Genomic DNA, 16,270 nt, shown 5'->3' on the forward strand with positions numbered 1-16,270 from the left:
TGGGGTTTCAGCGTCATTACCGAAGCGGTGCCCGGTTCGTAGCTTGATTCCCATGCCACTCATCGAAGTCACCGACCTCCGCAAGCGCTACGGCACCCGGGTCGCGGTCGACGGCGTTTCCTTCACCGTCGAGCGCGGCGAAATCTTCGGCATCCTCGGCACGAACGGCGCCGGGAAGACCACCACCGTCGAATGCCTCCAAGGGCTCCGCCAGGCCGACGGCGGCACGATCGCCGTCCTCGGCCTGGACCCGGCGACCGACCGCGCGGCGCTGACCCGCCGCGTCGGCGTCCAGCTGCAGGAGAGCCAGTTGCCGGCGAAGCTGCGGGTGCGCGAGGCGCTGGAACTGTTCGCCTCCTTCTACCCCGAGTCCGCCGACATCGACGTCCTGCTCGACCAGCTCGACCTGCGGGACCACGCCCGCAGCTACTTCGGCAAGCTGTCCGGCGGCCAGAAGCAGCGCGTCTCGATCGCGCTGGCCCTGGTGGGTCGGCCCGAGCTGGCGATCCTGGACGAACTCACCACCGGGCTCGACCCGCACGCCCGCCGCGAAACGTGGCGGCTCGTCGAAGGCGTCCGCGCCATCGGCGTCACGGTGCTGCTCGTCACCCACTTCATGGACGAAGCCGAGCGGCTCTGCGACCGCGTCGCGATCTTCGACGCCGGGCGCGTGGTCGCCACCGGCACCCCGACCGAGCTCCGCGCCGCGGCCGGAGCCTCCACTTTGGACGACGCGTTCGTCTCGCTGACCAGGAGTGCCCGATGACCACCTTCGCCAAGATCACCGCCACCGAAACGAAGATCTTCCTCCGGACGCCGTTCATGGCGCTCTCCGGTCTCCTGCTGCCGTCGGTCCTGCTGCTCGCGATCGGCGCGATCCCAGGCATGACCGAACCGAGTGAAAAGGCGGGCGGTCACCGGTTCATCGACGCGTGGGTGCCGTCTCTGATCGTCATCACCCTCGCGATGCTGGCACTGCAGTCGATCCCGGCCGCCGTCGCCGCGTACCGCGAGCAGGGCGTGCTGCGCCGGCTGGCCACGACCCCGGTGCACCCGGCGAACCTGCTGGTGGCCCAGCTGGTGATCCACGTCGCGGTGGCGCTGGCCGGCATCGCGCTCGTACTCGGCGTCGGCAATGTCGTCTACGACGTCCCGCTGCCCGAGCACCCGCCGATGTTCGCGGTGACGCTGCTGCTCGGGGTGGTTTCGACCTTCTCGCTGGGCCTCATCACGGCTTCGATCGCGGGCACGGCCAAGAGCGCCGGTGCGCTGGCGATGGTCATGTTCATCCCGATCATGTTCTTCGGCGGCGTGTACCTGCCGCGCCCGCTGCTGCCGTCGGTGCTGCAGCGAATCGGCGACTACCTCCCGCCGGGTTCGCAGGCCCTGCAGGACACCTGGGTCGGGACGGGCGTGCAGCCGTTGCAGTTGGCCGCGCTCGCCGCGTTCGCGGTGCTCGGCACGGCGCTGGCGACCCGGTTGTTCCGCTGGGAGTGACCCCTTCCGCCAAAGTGGTGATGATCATCGTTTTCTCTTGTGGGCGGGCCACCCGGCCGGTAGCCAAGAGGGTGGCCCTGCTCAAACTGGAGGTTCGATGTCCCTGGACGTGTCACCCGCGTTGCTGGAGAAGGCCGAGCGCGGGGAGGTCACCGACGCCGAGTTCGTCACCTGCGTCAAGGAATCCCTGCCGTACGCCTGGGAAGTCATCACCGGCGTGATCGCCGACGCCGAGGGCGCGGCGGACGGCTTCGCCGACAACGAGACGCCGCCGCCGAGCGAGGCCGCCCGCGGGCAGCTGCTGCGGGCGCTGGCCTCGGACGCGATCCGCGGTGGTCTCGAGCGGCACTTCGGCGTCAAGCTGGCGTTCCAGAACTGCCACCGGGTCGCCGTGTTCAAGCAGTCCGAACTGGAGAGCGACCGCTACCGCGCGTTCGTCTCGCCGCGCGGTCAGCTGCTCAACCAGAGCCCGGAGCTGCGGGACTGCTAGCCCGCAGCGCCGGCAGCACCTCGGCGCCGATCCGCGCGATGTTCTCGAACGTGCCTTCCGGCGTACCCGAAGCTTCCACGAGCATCAGCACGTGGGAGACGCCGGTACGCCGGAGGCTCGTTCCCAGCGTCCGGACGCAGTGCGCCGCGTCCCCGACCGGGTGAATCGCGCAGAGCCGTTCGGTGTACTCACCCGGATCCCGGCGGGGGCCGGGCCGTCCGTCGACCGTGACGTGCGCTCCGAGCCCGTCCTTCAGCCAGCCGGGCAGGGTCTTTCGCACCACGTCGGGATCGCCCACTTGGCAGAGCACGGTCGAGACGTGGGCCGCGGGCTTCCCGTAGGCGGCGACCGTCTTGGCCTTTTCCTCGTCGTCCGCGTGCAGGCCGAGCAGCAGCGGCAAGCCGCGGTCCGCCGCCTGCCGGACGGCGTCCGACGTCGGCCCACCGCACGCCACCACGACGTCCGGCCGCCGTTCCGGCGTCGGCACCACGGGCACCTCCCGGAAGGCGAAGTGCCTCCCCCGGGCGTCGACGCGGCCGGTGGTCGCGCGCAGGAAGACGTCGAGGGCCTCTTCGAAGCCGGTCTCGTACCGGTCCAGCCCGGTCCCGAAGACCTCGAGGTCCTGCCACGGCCCACCGCGGCCGACGCCGAGCCGCAGCCGTCCCCCGGAAACGGCGTCGAGCATCGCCCACTGTTCGGCCAGCGCGACGGGGTGCGTGGTCGACAGGACGCTGACCGCCGTACCGACGCCGATCCGCGACGTCCGCCCGAGCACGTGCGCGGCGAGGGTGATCGCGGACGGGCAGACGCCGTAGGGCACGAAGTGGTGCTCGGCGAACCAGACGTCGTCGAAGCCGGCTTCTTCGGCCAGCTCGGCCGCGCGGACGGACCGGCGGAGGACGTCGGCGTCCGCCTGGCCGGGAAAACGGCCGCTGACCAGGAAGACCCCGAACCTCAAGCGTCCAGCCCGACGAGCAGGCGCGCGATCGGCAGCCCGCTCTCGAGGTACTCCACGAAGAGCGGGTTGTGCAGCGCCCACGGCGAGCGCCGCTGCCGGATCAGGGCGATCGCCTCCGGCACGCCGAGCCCGAGCTCGACGAGCGTCTGCGCGACGACCAGGCCGGACCGATTGAGCCCGGCGTGGCAGCGGACGAGGGTCTTGCGGCCGGCGCGCACCGCGGCCGCCGCCAGCACGGCGAAGCGCTCGACTTCGGCGATCTGGGCCTCGGTCAGCGGCCCGTCCGGCATCTCGGCGAAGTGGTGCTCGACGCCGGGTGGCGGACCGTGGCCCGCACGCTGGTACAGGCTCAGCACGAGGTCGAACTCGAGCCCGACCACGACCGGCTCCTCGCCCGCACGGACATGCCCGCCCATCCACAGGCCCGGCCGGATCTCGTTCCAGGGCTCTTCCGGCGGCCGGTTGTCCCGGTCCTTCTGGCGTGTTTTCACGGCTTCCCCTCTCCCGAGAGAGGGAACGGACCGCGCGGCCGCCGGGTTCCGGCTCAGTTGACCGCGACCTCGTTGAACCACAGCCGCGGCTCCAGCCACGGGAACACCACGAACATCAGCAGCGCGATCACGCCGAGCACCAGCACGACCGAGATCGTCAGCTTCGCCGCGAACGGGCCGGGGAGCTTCCGCCAGATCCAGGCGTACATCAGGCCTCCCCGATCTTCGCGAGCAGGTCGCCGTAGTTCTTGACCTGGTCCTTCGGCACCTGCTGGGTCAGCACCGAAGTGATGATGAGCCGCTCCTTGGCGGAGAACTGCGGGTGGCAGGTGGTGAGCGTGAGCAGCGCGGCCTGCTGGGCCTTCGGCAGCGCGTCGGCGCCCTTGTACGGGACCGGGTTCACCGCGGTGCCCTGGCTGGGCAGCACGACCTTGCGGCCGAAGGTCTCGCTGTACGCGCCGCCGTCTTCGGCGTTCGGGTCGCGGAGGGTCGAGACGCCCTTGCACTTCGGGTCGGCGCCCTTGCCGCCGGCCCAGTCCTTCACCTCGTCGTCGTAGGGCAGGACCTTGTAGATGTAGAAGTCGCTGGAGGTCTCGATCACGATCTGGTCACAGGAGGAGAGGTTGTCCAGGTCGTTGAACGGGGCGCCCTTGCCGACGCGGTGGCCGGCGACGGCGAAGTTGCCGGGCTCGCCGGGCAGCGAGGTGCCCTTGTAGTGGCCGGGGCCGACCTCGAGGGCGGCGTCGTCGGTGCCTTCCTGGATGGTGAAGTTGTAGTCGACGCCGAAGCTGGGGATGTGGATGCGGGCGAACGCCTTGCCGTCGATCAGCTCGGGGTGCAGCGTGCGGTCGTGCGCCCACTCGCCGTCGAGCTGGTCGCTCGCCTCGGACTGCTTGCCCGCCGAGAACAGGTCGGTCACGTAGAGCTCGTAGACCATGAACAGCAGCACGACCAGGCCCAGCGTGATGAGGATTTCGCCGGCCGTCCGGATGGCGACGCCACCCTTGCCGAGCGGGGCCGGGCCGGGCTTCTCCGCGGTCGCGGTGCCGCCCTTGCCGACCGGGGCGAAGACGACCGTCTCCTCGCTCGAGCCGGGCGGCGGGGGCGGGCTCGTGTAGCGGCGGGACGGCGGGCCCTGCGGACGCCGGGGCGGCTGCCCCTGGGGGCCGCGCTGGGGCTGGCGAGGCGGCACCTGGCCGCGCGGCGGCGGCACGGGACGGCGCGGGGGCATGGGCCGCTGACCGGGGGTTCTGCGCCGGTCGTCATCCGGCCCTTCGCGCGTAGTCACGCAAGCTCCTCTCAAGCCGCGTCCAACACTTGGTGACCCCGACGTCACGGTACGGGAAATCCGACCACTCCCGGCCGCTGCTTTCCTGCGGTCGTTTACGTTAACGTGTGCACGTGGCGCCGGTTGCGCACCCTCAGCGGGACATCGCCACCAGACGAGCCCGAAGAGCACCGCGAGGAACACACGATGCCCAAGTCCAAGGTCCGCAAGAAGACCGCGTACACCCCGCCCGCCGACCGGCGCACGCCGGTGAAGGTGCGGGCCGCCGGGCCGACCGGCCTGGCCTGGAAGATCCCGATGTTCGGGCTGATGCTGCTCGGGCTGGTGTGGCTGCTGGTCAACTACATCGCCGGGGACAAGATCTCCTGGATGGCCGACCTGGGCAACTGGAACTTCGCCGGCGGGTTCGCGCTGATGATCGCGGGTCTGCTCATGACGATGCGCTGGCGTTGATTGTTACTCCGATCGGCGGCTTGACGTCGAATTACAGCGGTGTGACTCATCCCCAGTGTGGATAACCCCTGTGGATAACTACCCCACCTCCTGGGCGCCTCGGCAGGCCGTTGTGGTATCGGCCTGGGCCGTCACCGCGTTGCTGCTGGCCGGCGTGGTCATCGACGCGCTGACCGGCGACCGCGGCGGGCTGGTGCTGTTCGCACTGGCCGCCGTCGCCGTCGGAGCGTTCGCCGCCCACGCCACGGTCGTCCGCCCGCGGCTGGCGGCCGACGCCGAGGGCCTGGTGGCCCGGACGCTGGGTGGCACGCACCGGCTGCCGTGGGCGCGGACGCGCACCCGGCTGCGCACCACCAGGCGATTCGGCCGCGACGGCGTCACGCTGGAGATCGAGCACGACGAGCAGCTGTACGTCTTCGGGTGGCTCGACCTCGGCGAAGACCCGCGAGACGTCCTGGACGTCCTCAGCACACTGCGGGCGCGCGGCTAGGCGCAGAAGTAGGTCTGGATACCGCGGTACGGGACGAATCCGCAGGTCACCGACCCGTACTGCGCGGACTGGTACGCCAGCAGGCCGACGATCGCCAGGACGATGATCGTGAGCCCCACGGCCTGCCAGCGCGCCTGGTTGACCTGCGGCGCGTAGAGCAGGGCGACGGTGACCAGCGCTCCGGTGACCAGCCCGCCGACGTGCGCGTAGATCGAGATGCCCGAGATGCCGAAGGTGATGAAGGCGTTCAGCGCGAGCGTGATGATCAGCCCGGTCGGGTTCAGCCGCAGCTTCACCACGATCACCGCGTAGGCCCCCATCAGGCCGAACAGCGCGCCGGACGCGCCGGCCGTCCGCGATTGGGGGTCGTCGAAGAGCAGGACCGCGGCGGACGCGCCGAGCATCGAGGTGAAGTAGAGCGCGAGGTAGCGGCCGCGGCCGCAGATCTGCTCCAGGGCGCGGCCCATCATCCACAGCGAGAACATGTTGACCGCGATGTGGATCGGCCCGTAGTGCAGGAACCCGCTGGTCAGGACCCGCCACCACTCGCCGTGCCCCAGGGTCGCGTCGACGTAGAGGCTGCCGCGCTGGAAGGCGGCCGAGAAGTCGTTGTCGTTGAGGCTCTGGGCCTGCAAGGCGGTGAAGAGGAAGACCAGGACGTTCACCGCGAGGATGACCTGGGTGACCAGCACCGACTGGGAGAGGCGCGCCCCGAAGACGGTGCGCTGGCCGAAGCCGGCCTCCTGGTACCCCCGGTGCTGGCGGCGCTGCTCCTGGCCGCCCGAGTGCACACAGTCGGTGCACTGGAAACCGACGGGGGCTTCGCGGAGGCAATCCGGGCACGCCGGACGCCCGCACCGGGAACAGCTCAGTCCGGTCGGGCGGTTCGGGTGCCACCAGCACCCGGGGAGCGCGGCTTGTTCGGCGGCGGGGTTCGGCGGTTGGTTCACGATGAGACCAACCTACCGAAACCCTCGCGACGAAGCCGTCAGTGCTCGATGCTGACCTTCTCGATCACGACGTCGGTCAGCGGGCGGTCCGCCGGCCCCGTCGCGGTCCGGGCGATCGCGTCGACGACGTTGCGCGACTCCTGGTCGGCCACCTCGCCGAAGATCGTGTGCCGGAAGTTCAGGTGGGTGGTCGGCGCGACGGTGATGAAGAACTGCGAGCCGTTCGTGCCGGGCCCGGCGTTGGCCATGGCCAGCAGGTACGGCTTGCTGAACTGCAGCTCCGGGTGGAACTCGTCGCCGAACTTGTAGCCGGGGCCGCCGCGGCCGGTGCCGGTCGGGTCGCCGCCCTGCAGCATGAAGCCGTCGATGACCCGGTGGAAGATCGACCCGTCGTAGAAGGGACCGGAGTTCGTCCCCGCCGCGTTCGGCTGGGTGTACTCCTTGGTGCCTTCCGCCAGCCCGACGAAGTTCGCGACCGTCTTGGGCGCGTGGTCCGGGAGCAGGTTGAGGTGGATGTCACCCTGGTTGGTGTGCAGCGTAGCTTTCACGAATGCCATCGTGCCATCTCACGCGGCTTTGGGGGGTCGGGGGGCTCCCCCCGGCTGGGGTCTGGGGTTTGACCCCAGAAGGGCAGAGCGGGCGAGCGGAAAAAGGGGCACGATAGGTTACGGGTAACAGAGCAGTGCCAAAACGAATGATGAGGTGAAGCCCATGTCCCGGGCGACAGCCCAGGCCGTCGAGACCGCCGACAAACTCGTCACCGAGGGTGTCAAGCAGGGGCGGCGCGCGCAGAAGAAGCTCGCGAAGAAGACGGAACTGACCCGCAAGGAGCTCAAGAAGAGCTCGAAGGCCGCTCGCCAGGAGGCGCTCGCGCGCCTGTCCGAGCTGCGCAAGCCGGGTCGCAAGGCGAAGAAGGCCGCCATCAAGGCCGCGAAGGCGGCCGGCGAGTCGAAGCGCCGCGGCAAGAAGGACTTCAAGGCGGCGAAGAAGGACTTCTACGCCGCTGTGTCCGAGGCCAAGTCGGCCGCCAAGGGCACTCGCAGCCGTCGCAAGTGGCCGTGGCTGCTGGGCCTGGTCGTGGTCGGCGCCGGTGCCGCCTACGTCGTCCGCTCGAAGCAGGAGCCGCCGGTCGCGCCCGCGCCGCCGAAGGCCACCCCGCCCGCACCGCCGAAGCCCGCCGAACCGGCGAAGCCGGCCGCGCAGGCGAACGGCAAGGCTCCGTCCGCGGCGCCGGCCGAAAAGAAGAACTGAACACGACGCGAAGAGGCCCCCGGGGGTGCAACCGGGGGCCTCTTCAGTCGTGCCTGAAACCGATCAGACGGCAGCGGCGTGCTTGTCGATCAGCTGGCCGAGCCGCGGCAGCGCCTCTTCGACGTTCTTCTTGCCGTTCGGGCGCAGCTTCGAGTAGACCTTCTTGATGCTGTCGCGGCTGCTCTTCTCCGCGCGCGAGTCGGTGACGCTCAGCAGCGCGTCGGAAGCCTCGTCCGAGCGGCTGGACAGGTAGGCGCCGAAGTCGTTGCCGCCCTTGGCCCGGTAGTCGCCGTAGAACGGCTCGAGCGCGGAGGCGAAGTCCGGCAGCAGCGTGTCGACGGCCGAGGGGATGATGCCCGGCTTGATCTTCTTGACCGCGGCGAAGCCGGTCTTCACGACGGCACCCGAAACGCCGCCCTTGTCCGAGACCTCGGCGTCGACGAGGCTCTCGAAGTCGGAGACGACAGCCGGGCGACGGCCGGAGTCGAGCAGGATTTCCTTGAGGGTGTCAGCCACGAATCTTGTCCTTTGTCGTTGCAGAGTTGGTGCCCCGCCCCGGGGTGGGGGTCCCCGGCGGCTGCGGTGCGCGAGTCCACGAAGCCTGCGCGTGACGCACAGGGTAATACAAGATCAACATCACTCACCCGTGCGGAGGTCGCTACCTAGAGCTTCAGGGCAGCGATAGCCTTCTTGACCACTGTGCGTGCCTTTACGCTCTGTTTCTGGTTGGTGGAAGCGATGACCGCCGTAGCCCCCTTCGCGACCGCGTAGACAGCGCCGTCGTCGGTCGACAAATAGCCTCCCTTCCAGCCGGAAGGGTCGCTCGCCGGGTTGGACGAGTCGAGCGGCGCCGCCTTGTTGACCAGCGCCGTCGCCGTCTTCGCGTCCCCGACGTAGACACGGACGGTGAGCTGGACCTTCCCGTCCGGGCGGTAGAAGAAGCACGCCGGGTGCGGCTGGTCGGCGGACACGCGCACCTTCGACACGTGCTGGCCGTTCGACTCGGCCACGAACTCGCTGTCGAGGTACGGGCAGTCTTCCGTCGCGCCGGGCTGGGGGTCCGGTGGCAGGCTGCCGGTGCCCGCTGCGGTGGACGCGGACGGCGGGCTGGGCGCCGCGGTGCCGGTCACGATGGTGGCGCTGCAGCCGGCCAGCAGGGCCACGGCGGGCGCGAGAAGTACGAGTCGTCGCATAGCGGGGACAGTGAACCACGAAGCGTGTGTGAAAACCGCTGGCTGACGTCGGCGTGACGACCGGGCGTGCGACGATGGCGGCGTGCTCACCCCCGAGCAGTACCTCGGCGCGATGGCCGAGCGCATCCAGCGGGCCGGCGGCCGGCTGAACACCGTGCAGATCGGGCCCGCCACGGCCGTCGTCGGGCTGTTCACCGAGTCGGTGCTGCTCTCGACGATGAACTATTGCGTGGTCGCCGCCGCCGTTCCCGAGGTCACCGCGGCCGCGCTGTACGACTTCACCGGCCGCGCCACCCAGCACGCCCGCGCGAACCTGGTCGGCACCATGGGTTTGACGGCGGCGTCCGTCGTCATCGCCGGGCTGGTCGGCGGCCGCGTGTACCCGGACGCCGCGCAGGCCGCGTCGGCGAAGTCGGGCAACCAGTTCGGCGGCGAGACGCGGATGGTCGCGGTGGACCTCTCGGCCGGGCAGATGTACGCGTTCGTCGGCGGCAAGTTCTGGGGCGCCGCGGTCCAGGGCTCGGTCAACGCCAAGCTGACGTACTGCTTCCCGCAGCCCGCCGAGGTCTACCAGCAGATCCAGTGGCAGCAGGCCCAGCAGCAGCCGCAGCACCCGATGCCGCCGCCGGCGCCGCAGGTGCCGCCTCCGCCGTACGCCGGCCCGACCGGTCCGCGGCCGCCGGTCTACCCACCGCCCGGGCAGGCGCCCCAGCAGGGTCCGTACGGTTACTGACATGGTGCAGTTGCGCGGCTGGCCGTCGTTCCCCGAAGAACTCCCCGTGTTCACGCCGGAAACGGCGCCGCCGGACCCGCAGGCGCTGTTCCTCGAGTGGCTGGCCGAAGCCGGCGAGCACGTGCTCGCCCCGCACGCGGTCACGCTGTCCACAGTGGATGCCGATGGCGCGCCCGACGCGCGCGTGGTGATCCTCAAGGACGTCGGCCCGGCCGGCTGGGCGGTCGCGACCAGTTCGGAGAGCCCGAAGGGGCTGCAGCTGCGCAAGGACCCGCGAGCCGCGCTGACGTTCTTCTGGCCCGGCCGCGGCCGGCAGGTCCGGCTGCGCGGCCCGGTCTCCCCCGCCGCGCCCGAGGTGTCGGCGGCGGACTTCCTCGCCCGGCCGCCGGCGTCGCGCGTCGAGGCGTTCATCGGCCACCAGTCCCAGGTGCTGCCCGACCCGGCGGAGCTCGACGCCGCGGCCGCCGAGGCGGAGCGCTGGGTCGAGGACAACCCGGACGTGGCCCCGGAAACGTGGACGCGGTACTTCGTCGACCCGGACGAGGTCGAGTTCTGGCAGGCCCGCCACGACCGGCGGCACGTCCGCCTGCGGTACCGGAAGTCGGGCGAGGGCTGGGTCCGCGAGCGCCTCTGGCCGTGACGAGCCGTTCGGGGGTATGCGTGCCCGGCGCGCGTGTGCGCATGATGCAGGCATGCGCTCGAAGATCCTGACCGCCGGGCTGGTCCTGGCGCTGACCGCCGCACTCGGGGGTGTGGCCGCGGCCGACGCGCGTCCTGGGGGACGACCGAAGCTGACGGATCCGCACCCGTGCCCGGGACAACCGGGCTTCACGTGCTCGATGCTGACCGTCCCGCTCGACCACACCGGCCGCGTGCCGGGCACCCTCCGGCTACCCGTGGCGACCGCGGACAACGCCGACGCGCCCAAGGGTGTCCTGCTGTTCCTCACCGGCGGCCCCGGCCAGGACGGCGTCCGCACCATCTCGCGGATCGCCAAGCTCCGGCTGCCGGAAGTCGCGCGGGACTACCGGATCGTCATGCTCGACCAGCGCGGCACCGGGCCGTCGGGGGCGTTGCAGTGTCCTGGGCTGCAGGCCGAGATGGGCAGTTCGGACATCGCAACGCCGTCCGTGGGCGCGGTGCAGGAGTGCGCGCGCATCCTCGGCGACACGGCACCGCTGTACTCGACCGACCAGAGCGTGGCGGACTTCGACCAGCTCCGGCAGGCAATCGGGGTGCCGAAGCTGGTCGTCGACGGCGTCTCGTACGGCTCCTTCACGGCGGCGCGGTACGCGATCGCGCACCCGGACCACGTCAGCAAGGTCATCCTCGATTCGGTGCTGCCGCACCACGCTTCCGCCTCGGCGTCGCTGTACCTGACGGGCATGACGGCGGAGGCGCGCGTGCTGCGCGAGGCGTGCGCGGTGGCCCCGGCGTGCGGCTACGACCCGGCCGAGGACCTGGCGTGGGTGGTCCGCCACCGGAGCACGGCGGACGGGGTGCGGATCTTCGACACGGTGGTGTCGTACGAATTCGCCGACCCGACCTACCGCAACCCGGCGGCCGGCGACATCATCGGCGCGCTGCACCAAGCCCGCGGCGGCGCCCCGGCACGGCTCGACGACCTGTTGGAGGCGTACAAGTCCGGCGGCGACGACCCGGCGGCGTTCAGCGCCGGCCTCCACGCAGCCACGCTGTGCGCGGACGGCCGGTTCCCGTGGGGCTCCGCCGCGACCCCGCTCGCGCTCCGCCGTCCGTTGCTGTCGCTGGCTTCCCGCGCGCTGCCGGAGTCGGCGACCTGGCCGTACACGACCGGCGTCGCGACGCAGCAGGGGTTCATCCAGAGCTGCCTGCCGTGGCCGCCGGAACGCCCGGGCTCGAACCCGGCGGGGTCGTTGCCGGACGTCCCGGTCCTGCTGCTCAACGGCGACCGCGACCTGTCGACACCGGTGGAGTGGGCCCGCGAGGAGGCGGCCCGCGCCCCGCGCGGCGAGCTGGTGGTCGTGCCGGGCGAGTCGCACTCGATCCAGAACCGCGAGCGCGGCCACGCGGGACGGGACGCGGTGCTCAGCTTCCTGCGGTGAGGGCCGCGAAGACCGCGTCCCGCACTTCGGTGTCGGACGGTGTCCCTCGCCCTTGTTCGGAGGTCCGGCTCGGCGGCGGCGCGGAGCTGGTCACCGAGCTGACCGACCTGGTCGCCGCGCACCCGATGCGGGAACGGCTGGTCGCCGCGTTGATGCGTGCACTGGTCGCGACCGGCCGCGACACCGAGGCGCTGCTCGCGTACGAGCGCACGCGGGAGACCCTGGCCGACTCCCTCGGCGTCGACCCGTCACCGGAGCTGTCCGAAGTGCACGTCGCGCTGCTGCGCGGCGAGCTCGGCCGTCGGGAAGAGACCCGGAAGACGAACCTGCGGGCCGAGCTGACCAGCTACGTCGGCAAGGACGCCGATGTCGCCGCGGTCCGCGCGCTCGTCGCCGAACACCGGCTCACCACCCTGATCGGGCCGGGCGGTTCGGGGAAGACCAGGCAGGCCACGGAAACCGCGCGCACGCTGCTCGGCGACTTCCCGGACGGCGCGTGGCTGGTCGAGCTGGCGGGGATCGGCCCCGGTGACGACGTCGCCCAGGCCACGCTCGGGGCGCTCAAGCTGCGGGACTCGCTCGTCGGCGAGGCACCGGACGCGGAGCCGACGGAACGGGTCATCGCCGCCCTGCGCGAGCGTTCGATGCTGCTGATCCTGGACAACTGCGAGCACGTCATCGAGTCCGCGGCGGCGTTCGCGCACCGGGTGCTCGGGGAGTGCCGCCGGCTGCGGATCCTCGCGACCAGCCGGGAGCCGCTCGGCATCACCGGTGAGGCGCTGTGGCAGGTCGCGCCGCTGGTCCTGCCGGCGGAGGACGCGGATCCGGCCGAGATCGAGGCCGCTCCGGCGGTCCGGCTGCTGCGGGACCGGGCCGGCGCGGTGCGCAAGGACCTCGCGGTGGACGCCGGCACCCTGGCGCGCGTCTGCCGGGCGCTGGACGGGATGCCACTGGCCATCGAACTCGCCGCCGCGCGCCTGCGCACGATGTCGCTCGACCAGCTCGCGCACCGGCTCGACGACCGGTTCCGCCTGCTCACCGGCGGCAGCCGGACCGCGCTCCCGCGGCACCGGACGCTGCGCGCGGTGATCGACTGGAGCTGGGAGCTGCTCTCCGACGCCGAACGCGTCGTGCTGCGACGCCTCTCGGTGTTCTCCGGCGGGGCGAGCCTGGAGGCGGCCGAGCGGATCTGCGGCAACGACGACGCCCTCGACGTCCTCGACCTGCTGACGTCGCTGACCGAGAAGTCGCTGGTGGTGGTCGTCGGCGAGCGCTACCGCATGCTCGGCACGATCAAGGAGTACGCCGGACAGCGGCTCGCCGAGGCCGGCGAGACGGACGTGGCCCGGCGTGCTCACCTGGCGTACTTCACCGAGCTCGTCGAGACCGCGGAGCCGCACCTTCGCCGCGCCGAGCAGCTGACGTGGCTCGCCACGCTCGAGGCGGAGCACGACAACATCACCGCGGCGATGCGCGGAGCACTCGCGGCGGGCGAAGCGGCCGAGGCGATGCGGCTCGCGGCCACCGCCGGCTGGTACTGGTGGCTCGCCGGGCACCGGGCGGAGGGCAACGAGCTGGTCATGGCGGCCACGGCCGTGCCCGGCGAGGTGCCCGACGAGATCCGCGGTCTGGTCTACACGTTCGTCGTCCAGTTCGTGACGTCCGGGCAGCAGAGCGACGAGTACCGCGCGGAGGACTGGATCCGCAAGGCGTACGAGATCGGCGTGCAGGTCGAAAACCCGCCGCTGGCCTTGCGGTTCGCCGCGGCGCTGGAGCGCCTGCTGCACGGACCGGAGGCAGCGCTGACGGCGTTCGAGCCGCTGCTCGCCGACGAAGACCCGTGGGTGCGCGCGGTGGCCCGGCTGCAGCTGGGCAAGATGCGCGTCCAGTTCGGCCACGGCGGCCGGGAAGCGGACACGCTGCTCGAGACGGCCGTCGCCGAGTTCCGCGCACTCGGCGAACGGTGGGGCACCTCGTTCGCCCTCACCGAGCTGGCGGACCGCATCACCGTGCGCGGGGAGTTCGCGGAAGCGTGCGAGTACTACGAGCAGGCCATCGAGGTGGTGACCGAGGTCGGCGCCATCGAGGACGTCGTGCGGATGCGGTCGCGGCAGGCCCAGCTGTACTGGTTGCTGGGCGACGAAAAGGCGAGCGCGGCCGCGCTGGCCGAGGCCCAGCGGTGCGCGGAGGGGGTGGCCTGGCCGAACGCGCAGGCCGAGCTCGCCCTGGCCAAGGCCGAGCTCGCGCGCTGGAGCGGTGACACCGTCCAGGCGCGTCGCCAGCTCGACGTCGCGACGGCGATGCTGGGCGAAGACGCCGAACGCGCCATCGTCCGGGCGGTGGCCGAGGACCTGCTCGCTTACCTCGCCGAGGACGTCGGCGAATCCCGTGCGCACTGGGCGGCGGCGTTCGAAGCGGCGACCGAGACCGGACATCCGCTGACGATCGCGCGGATTCTCGTCGGCATCGCGGACCTGGCGCTGCGCACCGGACAGGACGAGCAGGCCGCGCGGTTGCTGGGAGCGAGCGCGGGGGTCCGGGGCCTGCCGGACCGGTCGCACCCGGACGTGGGCCGGATCGAGGAGACCGCACGACGTCGCCTCGGTGACGAGGGGTTCACCGAGGCGACGCGGGCGGGGGCGGCAGCGAGCTGGCCGGAACTGGCCGCGGTCACGCTCGCTTCTTGAAGGTGGCCGACGCCCACAGGTAGCCGACGACGGCGATCCCGGTGCACCAGGCCAGCGCGGCGATCAGCGTGCCGGTGGCCGGCGTCCCGTTGAGCAGCCCGCGCAGGGTTTCGATGATCGGCGTGAAGGGCTGGTACTCGGCGAACTGCTTGAGGCCGGGCCCCATCTTGTCCGCGGGCACGATCGCGCTGCTGAAGAACGGCAGCATGACGAGCGGCACGGAAGCCATGCCCGCGGTTTCCGGCGTCTTCGCCGCCAGGCCGAGAGCGATCGTGAGCCAGCCGGTGGCGAACCCGAGCAGCACCACGACGCCGAACGCGCCGAGCCAGCCGAAGAAGCCCGCCGCCGGGCTGAAGCCGAGCAGGAAGGCGACGCCGAGGAGGGCCGCGATGGCGATCAGGTTGATCAGCACGCTGGCGACGACGTGCCCGGTCAGCACCGCGCCGCGGGAGACGTCCATGACCTTGAAGCGGTTGATGATGCCCTTCGTCATGTCGGAGTTCACCGCGGTGGCGGTGGCGCCGAGCCCGTAGCAGACGGCCAGCAGCATCAGCCCCGGCGTCGCGTAGTCGACGTAGTCCACGCCGACGCTGAAGGCGTCACCGAACATGTAGACGAACATCAGCATGACGACGACCGGCATCAGGACCGCGTTGAACACCGATACCGGGTTCCGCGCGATGTGCTTGAAGTTGCGGCGCAGCATCACGATCGAGTGGGCGTTCATTTCGCGGGAACCTCCGTGGCGTGGCCCGTCAGGGCGAGGAAGACGTCGTCGAGATCGGGGGTGTGGACGGAGAGCTCTTCGGCGCTGAGCGCGTATTCGTCGAGCCTGTCCAAAAGGGACCGGAGTGATTTCGTGCCACCGTCGCTGGGCACGCGCAGGGCGAGGGCTTCGTCGTCGCGGGTGGCATCGGTGAGGATCCGAGCGGCCGCGTCGAGCTCGGCGGCGGTGGTGAAGCGGAGCCGGACGTGGGTGCCGGGGATCCGGCGCTTCAGTTCGCCGGCGGTGCCCTGGGCGACCAGCCGCCCCTGGTCGAGCACGGCGATGCGGTCGGCGAGCTGGTCGGCTTCTTCCAGGTACTGCGTGGTGAGGAAGATGGTGACGCCGTCGGCGACGAGGTCGCGGATGATCGCCCACATGGTCCGCCGGCTGCGCGGGTCCAGGCCGGTGGTCGGCTCGTCGAGGAAGATGATCCGCGGGCGTCCGACGAGCGTCATGGCGAGGTCGAGCTTCCGCCGCATGCCCCCGGAGTAGGTCGACGCGGGTTTGTGCGCCGCCTCGGTGAGCTCGAACCGCTCCAGCAGCTCGGCAACGGTGTTCTTGCCGGCACCGCCCCGGCTGAGGTCGACCATGAGCTGCAGGTTTTCCTGCCCGCTGAGCAGTTCATCGACGGCGGCGAACTGCCCGGTGACCCCGATCGCGGCCCGCACAGCCTTGGCTTCGGTGGCGACGTCGTGCCCGGCGACCCGGACGCTGCCGACGTCGGCCTTGACGAGCGTGGTGAGGACGTTGACGGTGGTGGTCTTCCCGGCGCCGTTGGGGCCGAGCAGGGAGAAGATGGTGCCGGCTTCGACTTCGAGGTCGATGCCGTCGAGGACGGTTTTGCCTTGGTAGGCCTTCTGGAGTTTCGAGGCCGTGATCGCCAGGTCGGTCATGGGAACCACTGTCGGAGGACGGCCTGACACCGACCTGACACAGGTC

At 71.1% G+C, this 16,270-nt stretch carries 20 protein-coding genes; 10 read left to right on the forward strand and 10 right to left on the reverse strand.

What is annotated here, in order from left to right:
• Positions 1-52 precede the first annotated feature (52 nt).
• The 3 genes from ACWED2_RS11280 (at position 53) to ACWED2_RS11290 (ending at position 1,987) form a co-directional block, all read left to right on the forward strand.
• Positions 53-766, forward strand: coding sequence for an ABC transporter ATP-binding protein (locus ACWED2_RS11280; RefSeq protein ID WP_449690315.1), 714 nt, complete (start codon positions 53-55; stop codon positions 764-766).
• Entirely contained in the window at positions 763-1,497 is a 735-nt protein-coding gene (locus ACWED2_RS11285) for an ABC transporter permease (protein ID WP_449690316.1), read from the forward strand. Before ACWED2_RS11280 ends, ACWED2_RS11285 begins: the two co-directional genes overlap by 4 nt.
• 97 nt (positions 1,498-1,594) lie before the next feature.
• Positions 1,595-1,987 (forward strand): SCO5389 family protein, encoded by a 393-nt coding sequence (locus ACWED2_RS11290; RefSeq protein WP_449690317.1) that lies wholly within the window; start codon positions 1,595-1,597, stop codon positions 1,985-1,987.
• Here ACWED2_RS11290 and ACWED2_RS11295 read toward each other — a convergent pair.
• Genes ACWED2_RS11295 through ACWED2_RS11310 form a run of 4 tightly spaced genes read right to left on the reverse strand, consistent with a single transcriptional unit; the run spans position 1,956 to position 4,667 of the window.
• Positions 1,956-2,945 (reverse strand): LLM class flavin-dependent oxidoreductase, encoded by a 990-nt coding sequence (locus ACWED2_RS11295; protein ID WP_449690318.1) that lies wholly within the window; start codon positions 2,943-2,945, stop codon positions 1,956-1,958. The two genes, ACWED2_RS11290 and ACWED2_RS11295, sit on opposite strands and share 32 nt — an antisense overlap.
• Entirely contained in the window at positions 2,942-3,436 is a 495-nt protein-coding gene (locus ACWED2_RS11300) for a protein-tyrosine phosphatase family protein (protein WP_449690319.1), read from the reverse strand. Before ACWED2_RS11300 ends, ACWED2_RS11295 begins: the two co-directional genes overlap by 4 nt.
• 53 nt (positions 3,437-3,489) lie before the next feature.
• A complete protein-coding gene (locus ACWED2_RS11305) occupies positions 3,490-3,645 on the reverse strand; it encodes a hypothetical protein (protein WP_086853103.1) in 156 nt (51 codons plus the stop codon).
• Positions 3,645-4,667, reverse strand: a complete 1,023-nt coding sequence (locus ACWED2_RS11310) for a class E sortase (RefSeq protein ID WP_449690377.1) — start codon at positions 4,665-4,667, stop codon at positions 3,645-3,647. The genes ACWED2_RS11305 and ACWED2_RS11310 overlap by 1 nt, the downstream gene beginning before the upstream one ends.
• Before the next feature lie 243 nt (positions 4,668-4,910).
• Between ACWED2_RS11310 and crgA the strand changes: the two genes are divergently transcribed.
• Both crgA and ACWED2_RS11320 read left to right on the forward strand, forming a co-directional pair.
• The gene (crgA, locus tag ACWED2_RS11315) at positions 4,911-5,177 is read left to right on the forward strand and encodes a cell division protein CrgA (protein ID WP_043787021.1); all 267 of its coding nucleotides are present in this window, start codon (positions 4,911-4,913) and stop codon (positions 5,175-5,177) included.
• A gap of 112 nt (positions 5,178-5,289) precedes the next feature.
• The gene (locus ACWED2_RS11320) at positions 5,290-5,667 is read left to right on the forward strand and encodes a PH domain-containing protein (RefSeq protein WP_449690320.1); all 378 of its coding nucleotides are present in this window, start codon (positions 5,290-5,292) and stop codon (positions 5,665-5,667) included.
• Here ACWED2_RS11320 and ACWED2_RS11325 read toward each other — a convergent pair.
• On the reverse strand, positions 5,664-6,458 hold the full coding sequence (locus ACWED2_RS11325) for a rhomboid family intramembrane serine protease (protein ID WP_449690321.1): 795 nt from the start codon (positions 6,456-6,458) through the stop codon (positions 5,664-5,666). The two genes, ACWED2_RS11320 and ACWED2_RS11325, sit on opposite strands and share 4 nt — an antisense overlap.
• Positions 6,459-6,655: 197 nt before the next feature.
• Positions 6,656-7,174, reverse strand: coding sequence for a peptidylprolyl isomerase (locus ACWED2_RS11330; RefSeq protein WP_449690322.1), 519 nt, complete (start codon positions 7,172-7,174; stop codon positions 6,656-6,658).
• A gap of 154 nt (positions 7,175-7,328) precedes the next feature.
• Here ACWED2_RS11330 and ACWED2_RS11335 point away from each other — a divergent pair, with 154 nt between their 5' ends.
• Positions 7,329-7,868 (forward strand): hypothetical protein, encoded by a 540-nt coding sequence (locus ACWED2_RS11335; RefSeq protein WP_449690323.1) that lies wholly within the window; start codon positions 7,329-7,331, stop codon positions 7,866-7,868.
• 63 nt (positions 7,869-7,931) lie between these two features.
• Here ACWED2_RS11335 and ACWED2_RS11340 read toward each other — a convergent pair whose 3' ends face one another.
• On the reverse strand, positions 7,932-8,384 hold the full coding sequence (locus tag ACWED2_RS11340; protein ID WP_449660347.1) for a DUF6918 family protein: 453 nt from the start codon (positions 8,382-8,384) through the stop codon (positions 7,932-7,934).
• A 146-nt stretch (positions 8,385-8,530) separates the two neighbouring features.
• Positions 8,531-9,061 carry a DUF2020 domain-containing protein gene (locus tag ACWED2_RS11345; RefSeq protein ID WP_449690324.1) on the reverse strand — a complete coding sequence of 177 codons (531 nt, stop codon included), beginning with the start codon at positions 9,059-9,061 and terminating at the stop codon, positions 8,531-8,533.
• Between the two features lie 82 nt (positions 9,062-9,143).
• Between ACWED2_RS11345 and ACWED2_RS11350 the strand changes: the two genes are divergently transcribed.
• Genes ACWED2_RS11350 through ACWED2_RS11365 form a run of 4 tightly spaced genes read left to right on the forward strand, consistent with a single transcriptional unit; the run spans position 9,144 to position 14,565 of the window.
• Positions 9,144-9,794 carry a hypothetical protein gene (locus ACWED2_RS11350; protein WP_449690325.1) on the forward strand — a complete coding sequence of 217 codons (651 nt, stop codon included), beginning with the start codon at positions 9,144-9,146 and terminating at the stop codon, positions 9,792-9,794.
• Position 9,795: 1 nt separating this feature from the next.
• On the forward strand, positions 9,796-10,434 hold the full coding sequence (locus tag ACWED2_RS11355; RefSeq protein WP_449690326.1) for a pyridoxine/pyridoxamine 5'-phosphate oxidase: 639 nt from the start codon (positions 9,796-9,798) through the stop codon (positions 10,432-10,434).
• A gap of 52 nt (positions 10,435-10,486) precedes the next feature.
• Positions 10,487-11,878: an alpha/beta fold hydrolase gene (locus ACWED2_RS11360; RefSeq protein WP_449690327.1), complete on the forward strand. Its 1,392-nt coding sequence runs from the start codon at positions 10,487-10,489 to the stop codon at positions 11,876-11,878.
• A complete protein-coding gene (locus ACWED2_RS11365) occupies positions 11,875-14,565 on the forward strand; it encodes an ATP-binding protein (RefSeq protein ID WP_449690328.1) in 2,691 nt (896 codons plus the stop codon). The genes ACWED2_RS11360 and ACWED2_RS11365 overlap by 4 nt, the downstream gene beginning before the upstream one ends.
• Here ACWED2_RS11365 and ACWED2_RS11370 read toward each other — a convergent pair.
• Together ACWED2_RS11370 and ACWED2_RS11375 are read right to left on the reverse strand one after the other, a co-directional pair.
• On the reverse strand, positions 14,549-15,292 hold the full coding sequence (locus ACWED2_RS11370) for an ABC transporter permease (protein WP_449690329.1): 744 nt from the start codon (positions 15,290-15,292) through the stop codon (positions 14,549-14,551). The genes ACWED2_RS11365 and ACWED2_RS11370 overlap by 17 nt on opposite strands.
• The gene (locus tag ACWED2_RS11375; RefSeq protein ID WP_449690330.1) at positions 15,289-16,224 is read right to left on the reverse strand and encodes an ATP-binding cassette domain-containing protein; all 936 of its coding nucleotides are present in this window, start codon (positions 16,222-16,224) and stop codon (positions 15,289-15,291) included. The genes ACWED2_RS11370 and ACWED2_RS11375 overlap by 4 nt, the downstream gene beginning before the upstream one ends.
• Between the last annotated feature and the right edge of the window lie 46 nt (positions 16,225-16,270).

This window comes from Amycolatopsis sp. NPDC005003 (assembly GCF_053600695.1).

Excerpts from the sequence above, each read along its gene's own strand:
- ACWED2_RS11355 (WP_449690326.1), top strand. The coding sequence starts at position 9,796 with ATGGTGCAGTTGCGCGGCTGGCCGTCGTTCCCCGAAGAACTCCCCGTG.
- ACWED2_RS11370 (WP_449690329.1), bottom strand. The coding sequence starts at position 15,292 with ATGAACGCCCACTCGATCGTGATGCTGCGCCGCAACTTCAAGCACATC.
- ACWED2_RS11280 (WP_449690315.1), top strand. The coding sequence starts at position 53 with ATGCCACTCATCGAAGTCACCGACCTCCGCAAGCGCTACGGCACCCGG.
- ACWED2_RS11285 (WP_449690316.1), top strand. The coding sequence starts at position 763 with ATGACCACCTTCGCCAAGATCACCGCCACCGAAACGAAGATCTTCCTC.
- ACWED2_RS11305 (WP_086853103.1), bottom strand. The coding sequence starts at position 3,645 with ATGTACGCCTGGATCTGGCGGAAGCTCCCCGGCCCGTTCGCGGCGAAG.
- ACWED2_RS11290 (WP_449690317.1), top strand. The coding sequence starts at position 1,595 with ATGTCCCTGGACGTGTCACCCGCGTTGCTGGAGAAGGCCGAGCGCGGG.
- crgA (WP_043787021.1), top strand. The coding sequence starts at position 4,911 with ATGCCCAAGTCCAAGGTCCGCAAGAAGACCGCGTACACCCCGCCCGCC.
- ACWED2_RS11345 (WP_449690324.1), bottom strand. The coding sequence starts at position 9,061 with ATGCGACGACTCGTACTTCTCGCGCCCGCCGTGGCCCTGCTGGCCGGC.
- ACWED2_RS11360 (WP_449690327.1), top strand. The coding sequence starts at position 10,487 with ATGCGCTCGAAGATCCTGACCGCCGGGCTGGTCCTGGCGCTGACCGCC.
- ACWED2_RS11310 (WP_449690377.1), bottom strand. The coding sequence starts at position 4,667 with ATGCCCCCGCGCCGTCCCGTGCCGCCGCCGCGCGGCCAGGTGCCGCCT.
- ACWED2_RS11335 (WP_449690323.1), top strand. The coding sequence starts at position 7,329 with ATGTCCCGGGCGACAGCCCAGGCCGTCGAGACCGCCGACAAACTCGTC.
- ACWED2_RS11330 (WP_449690322.1), bottom strand. The coding sequence starts at position 7,174 with ATGGCATTCGTGAAAGCTACGCTGCACACCAACCAGGGTGACATCCAC.
- ACWED2_RS11375 (WP_449690330.1), bottom strand. The coding sequence starts at position 16,224 with ATGACCGACCTGGCGATCACGGCCTCGAAACTCCAGAAGGCCTACCAA.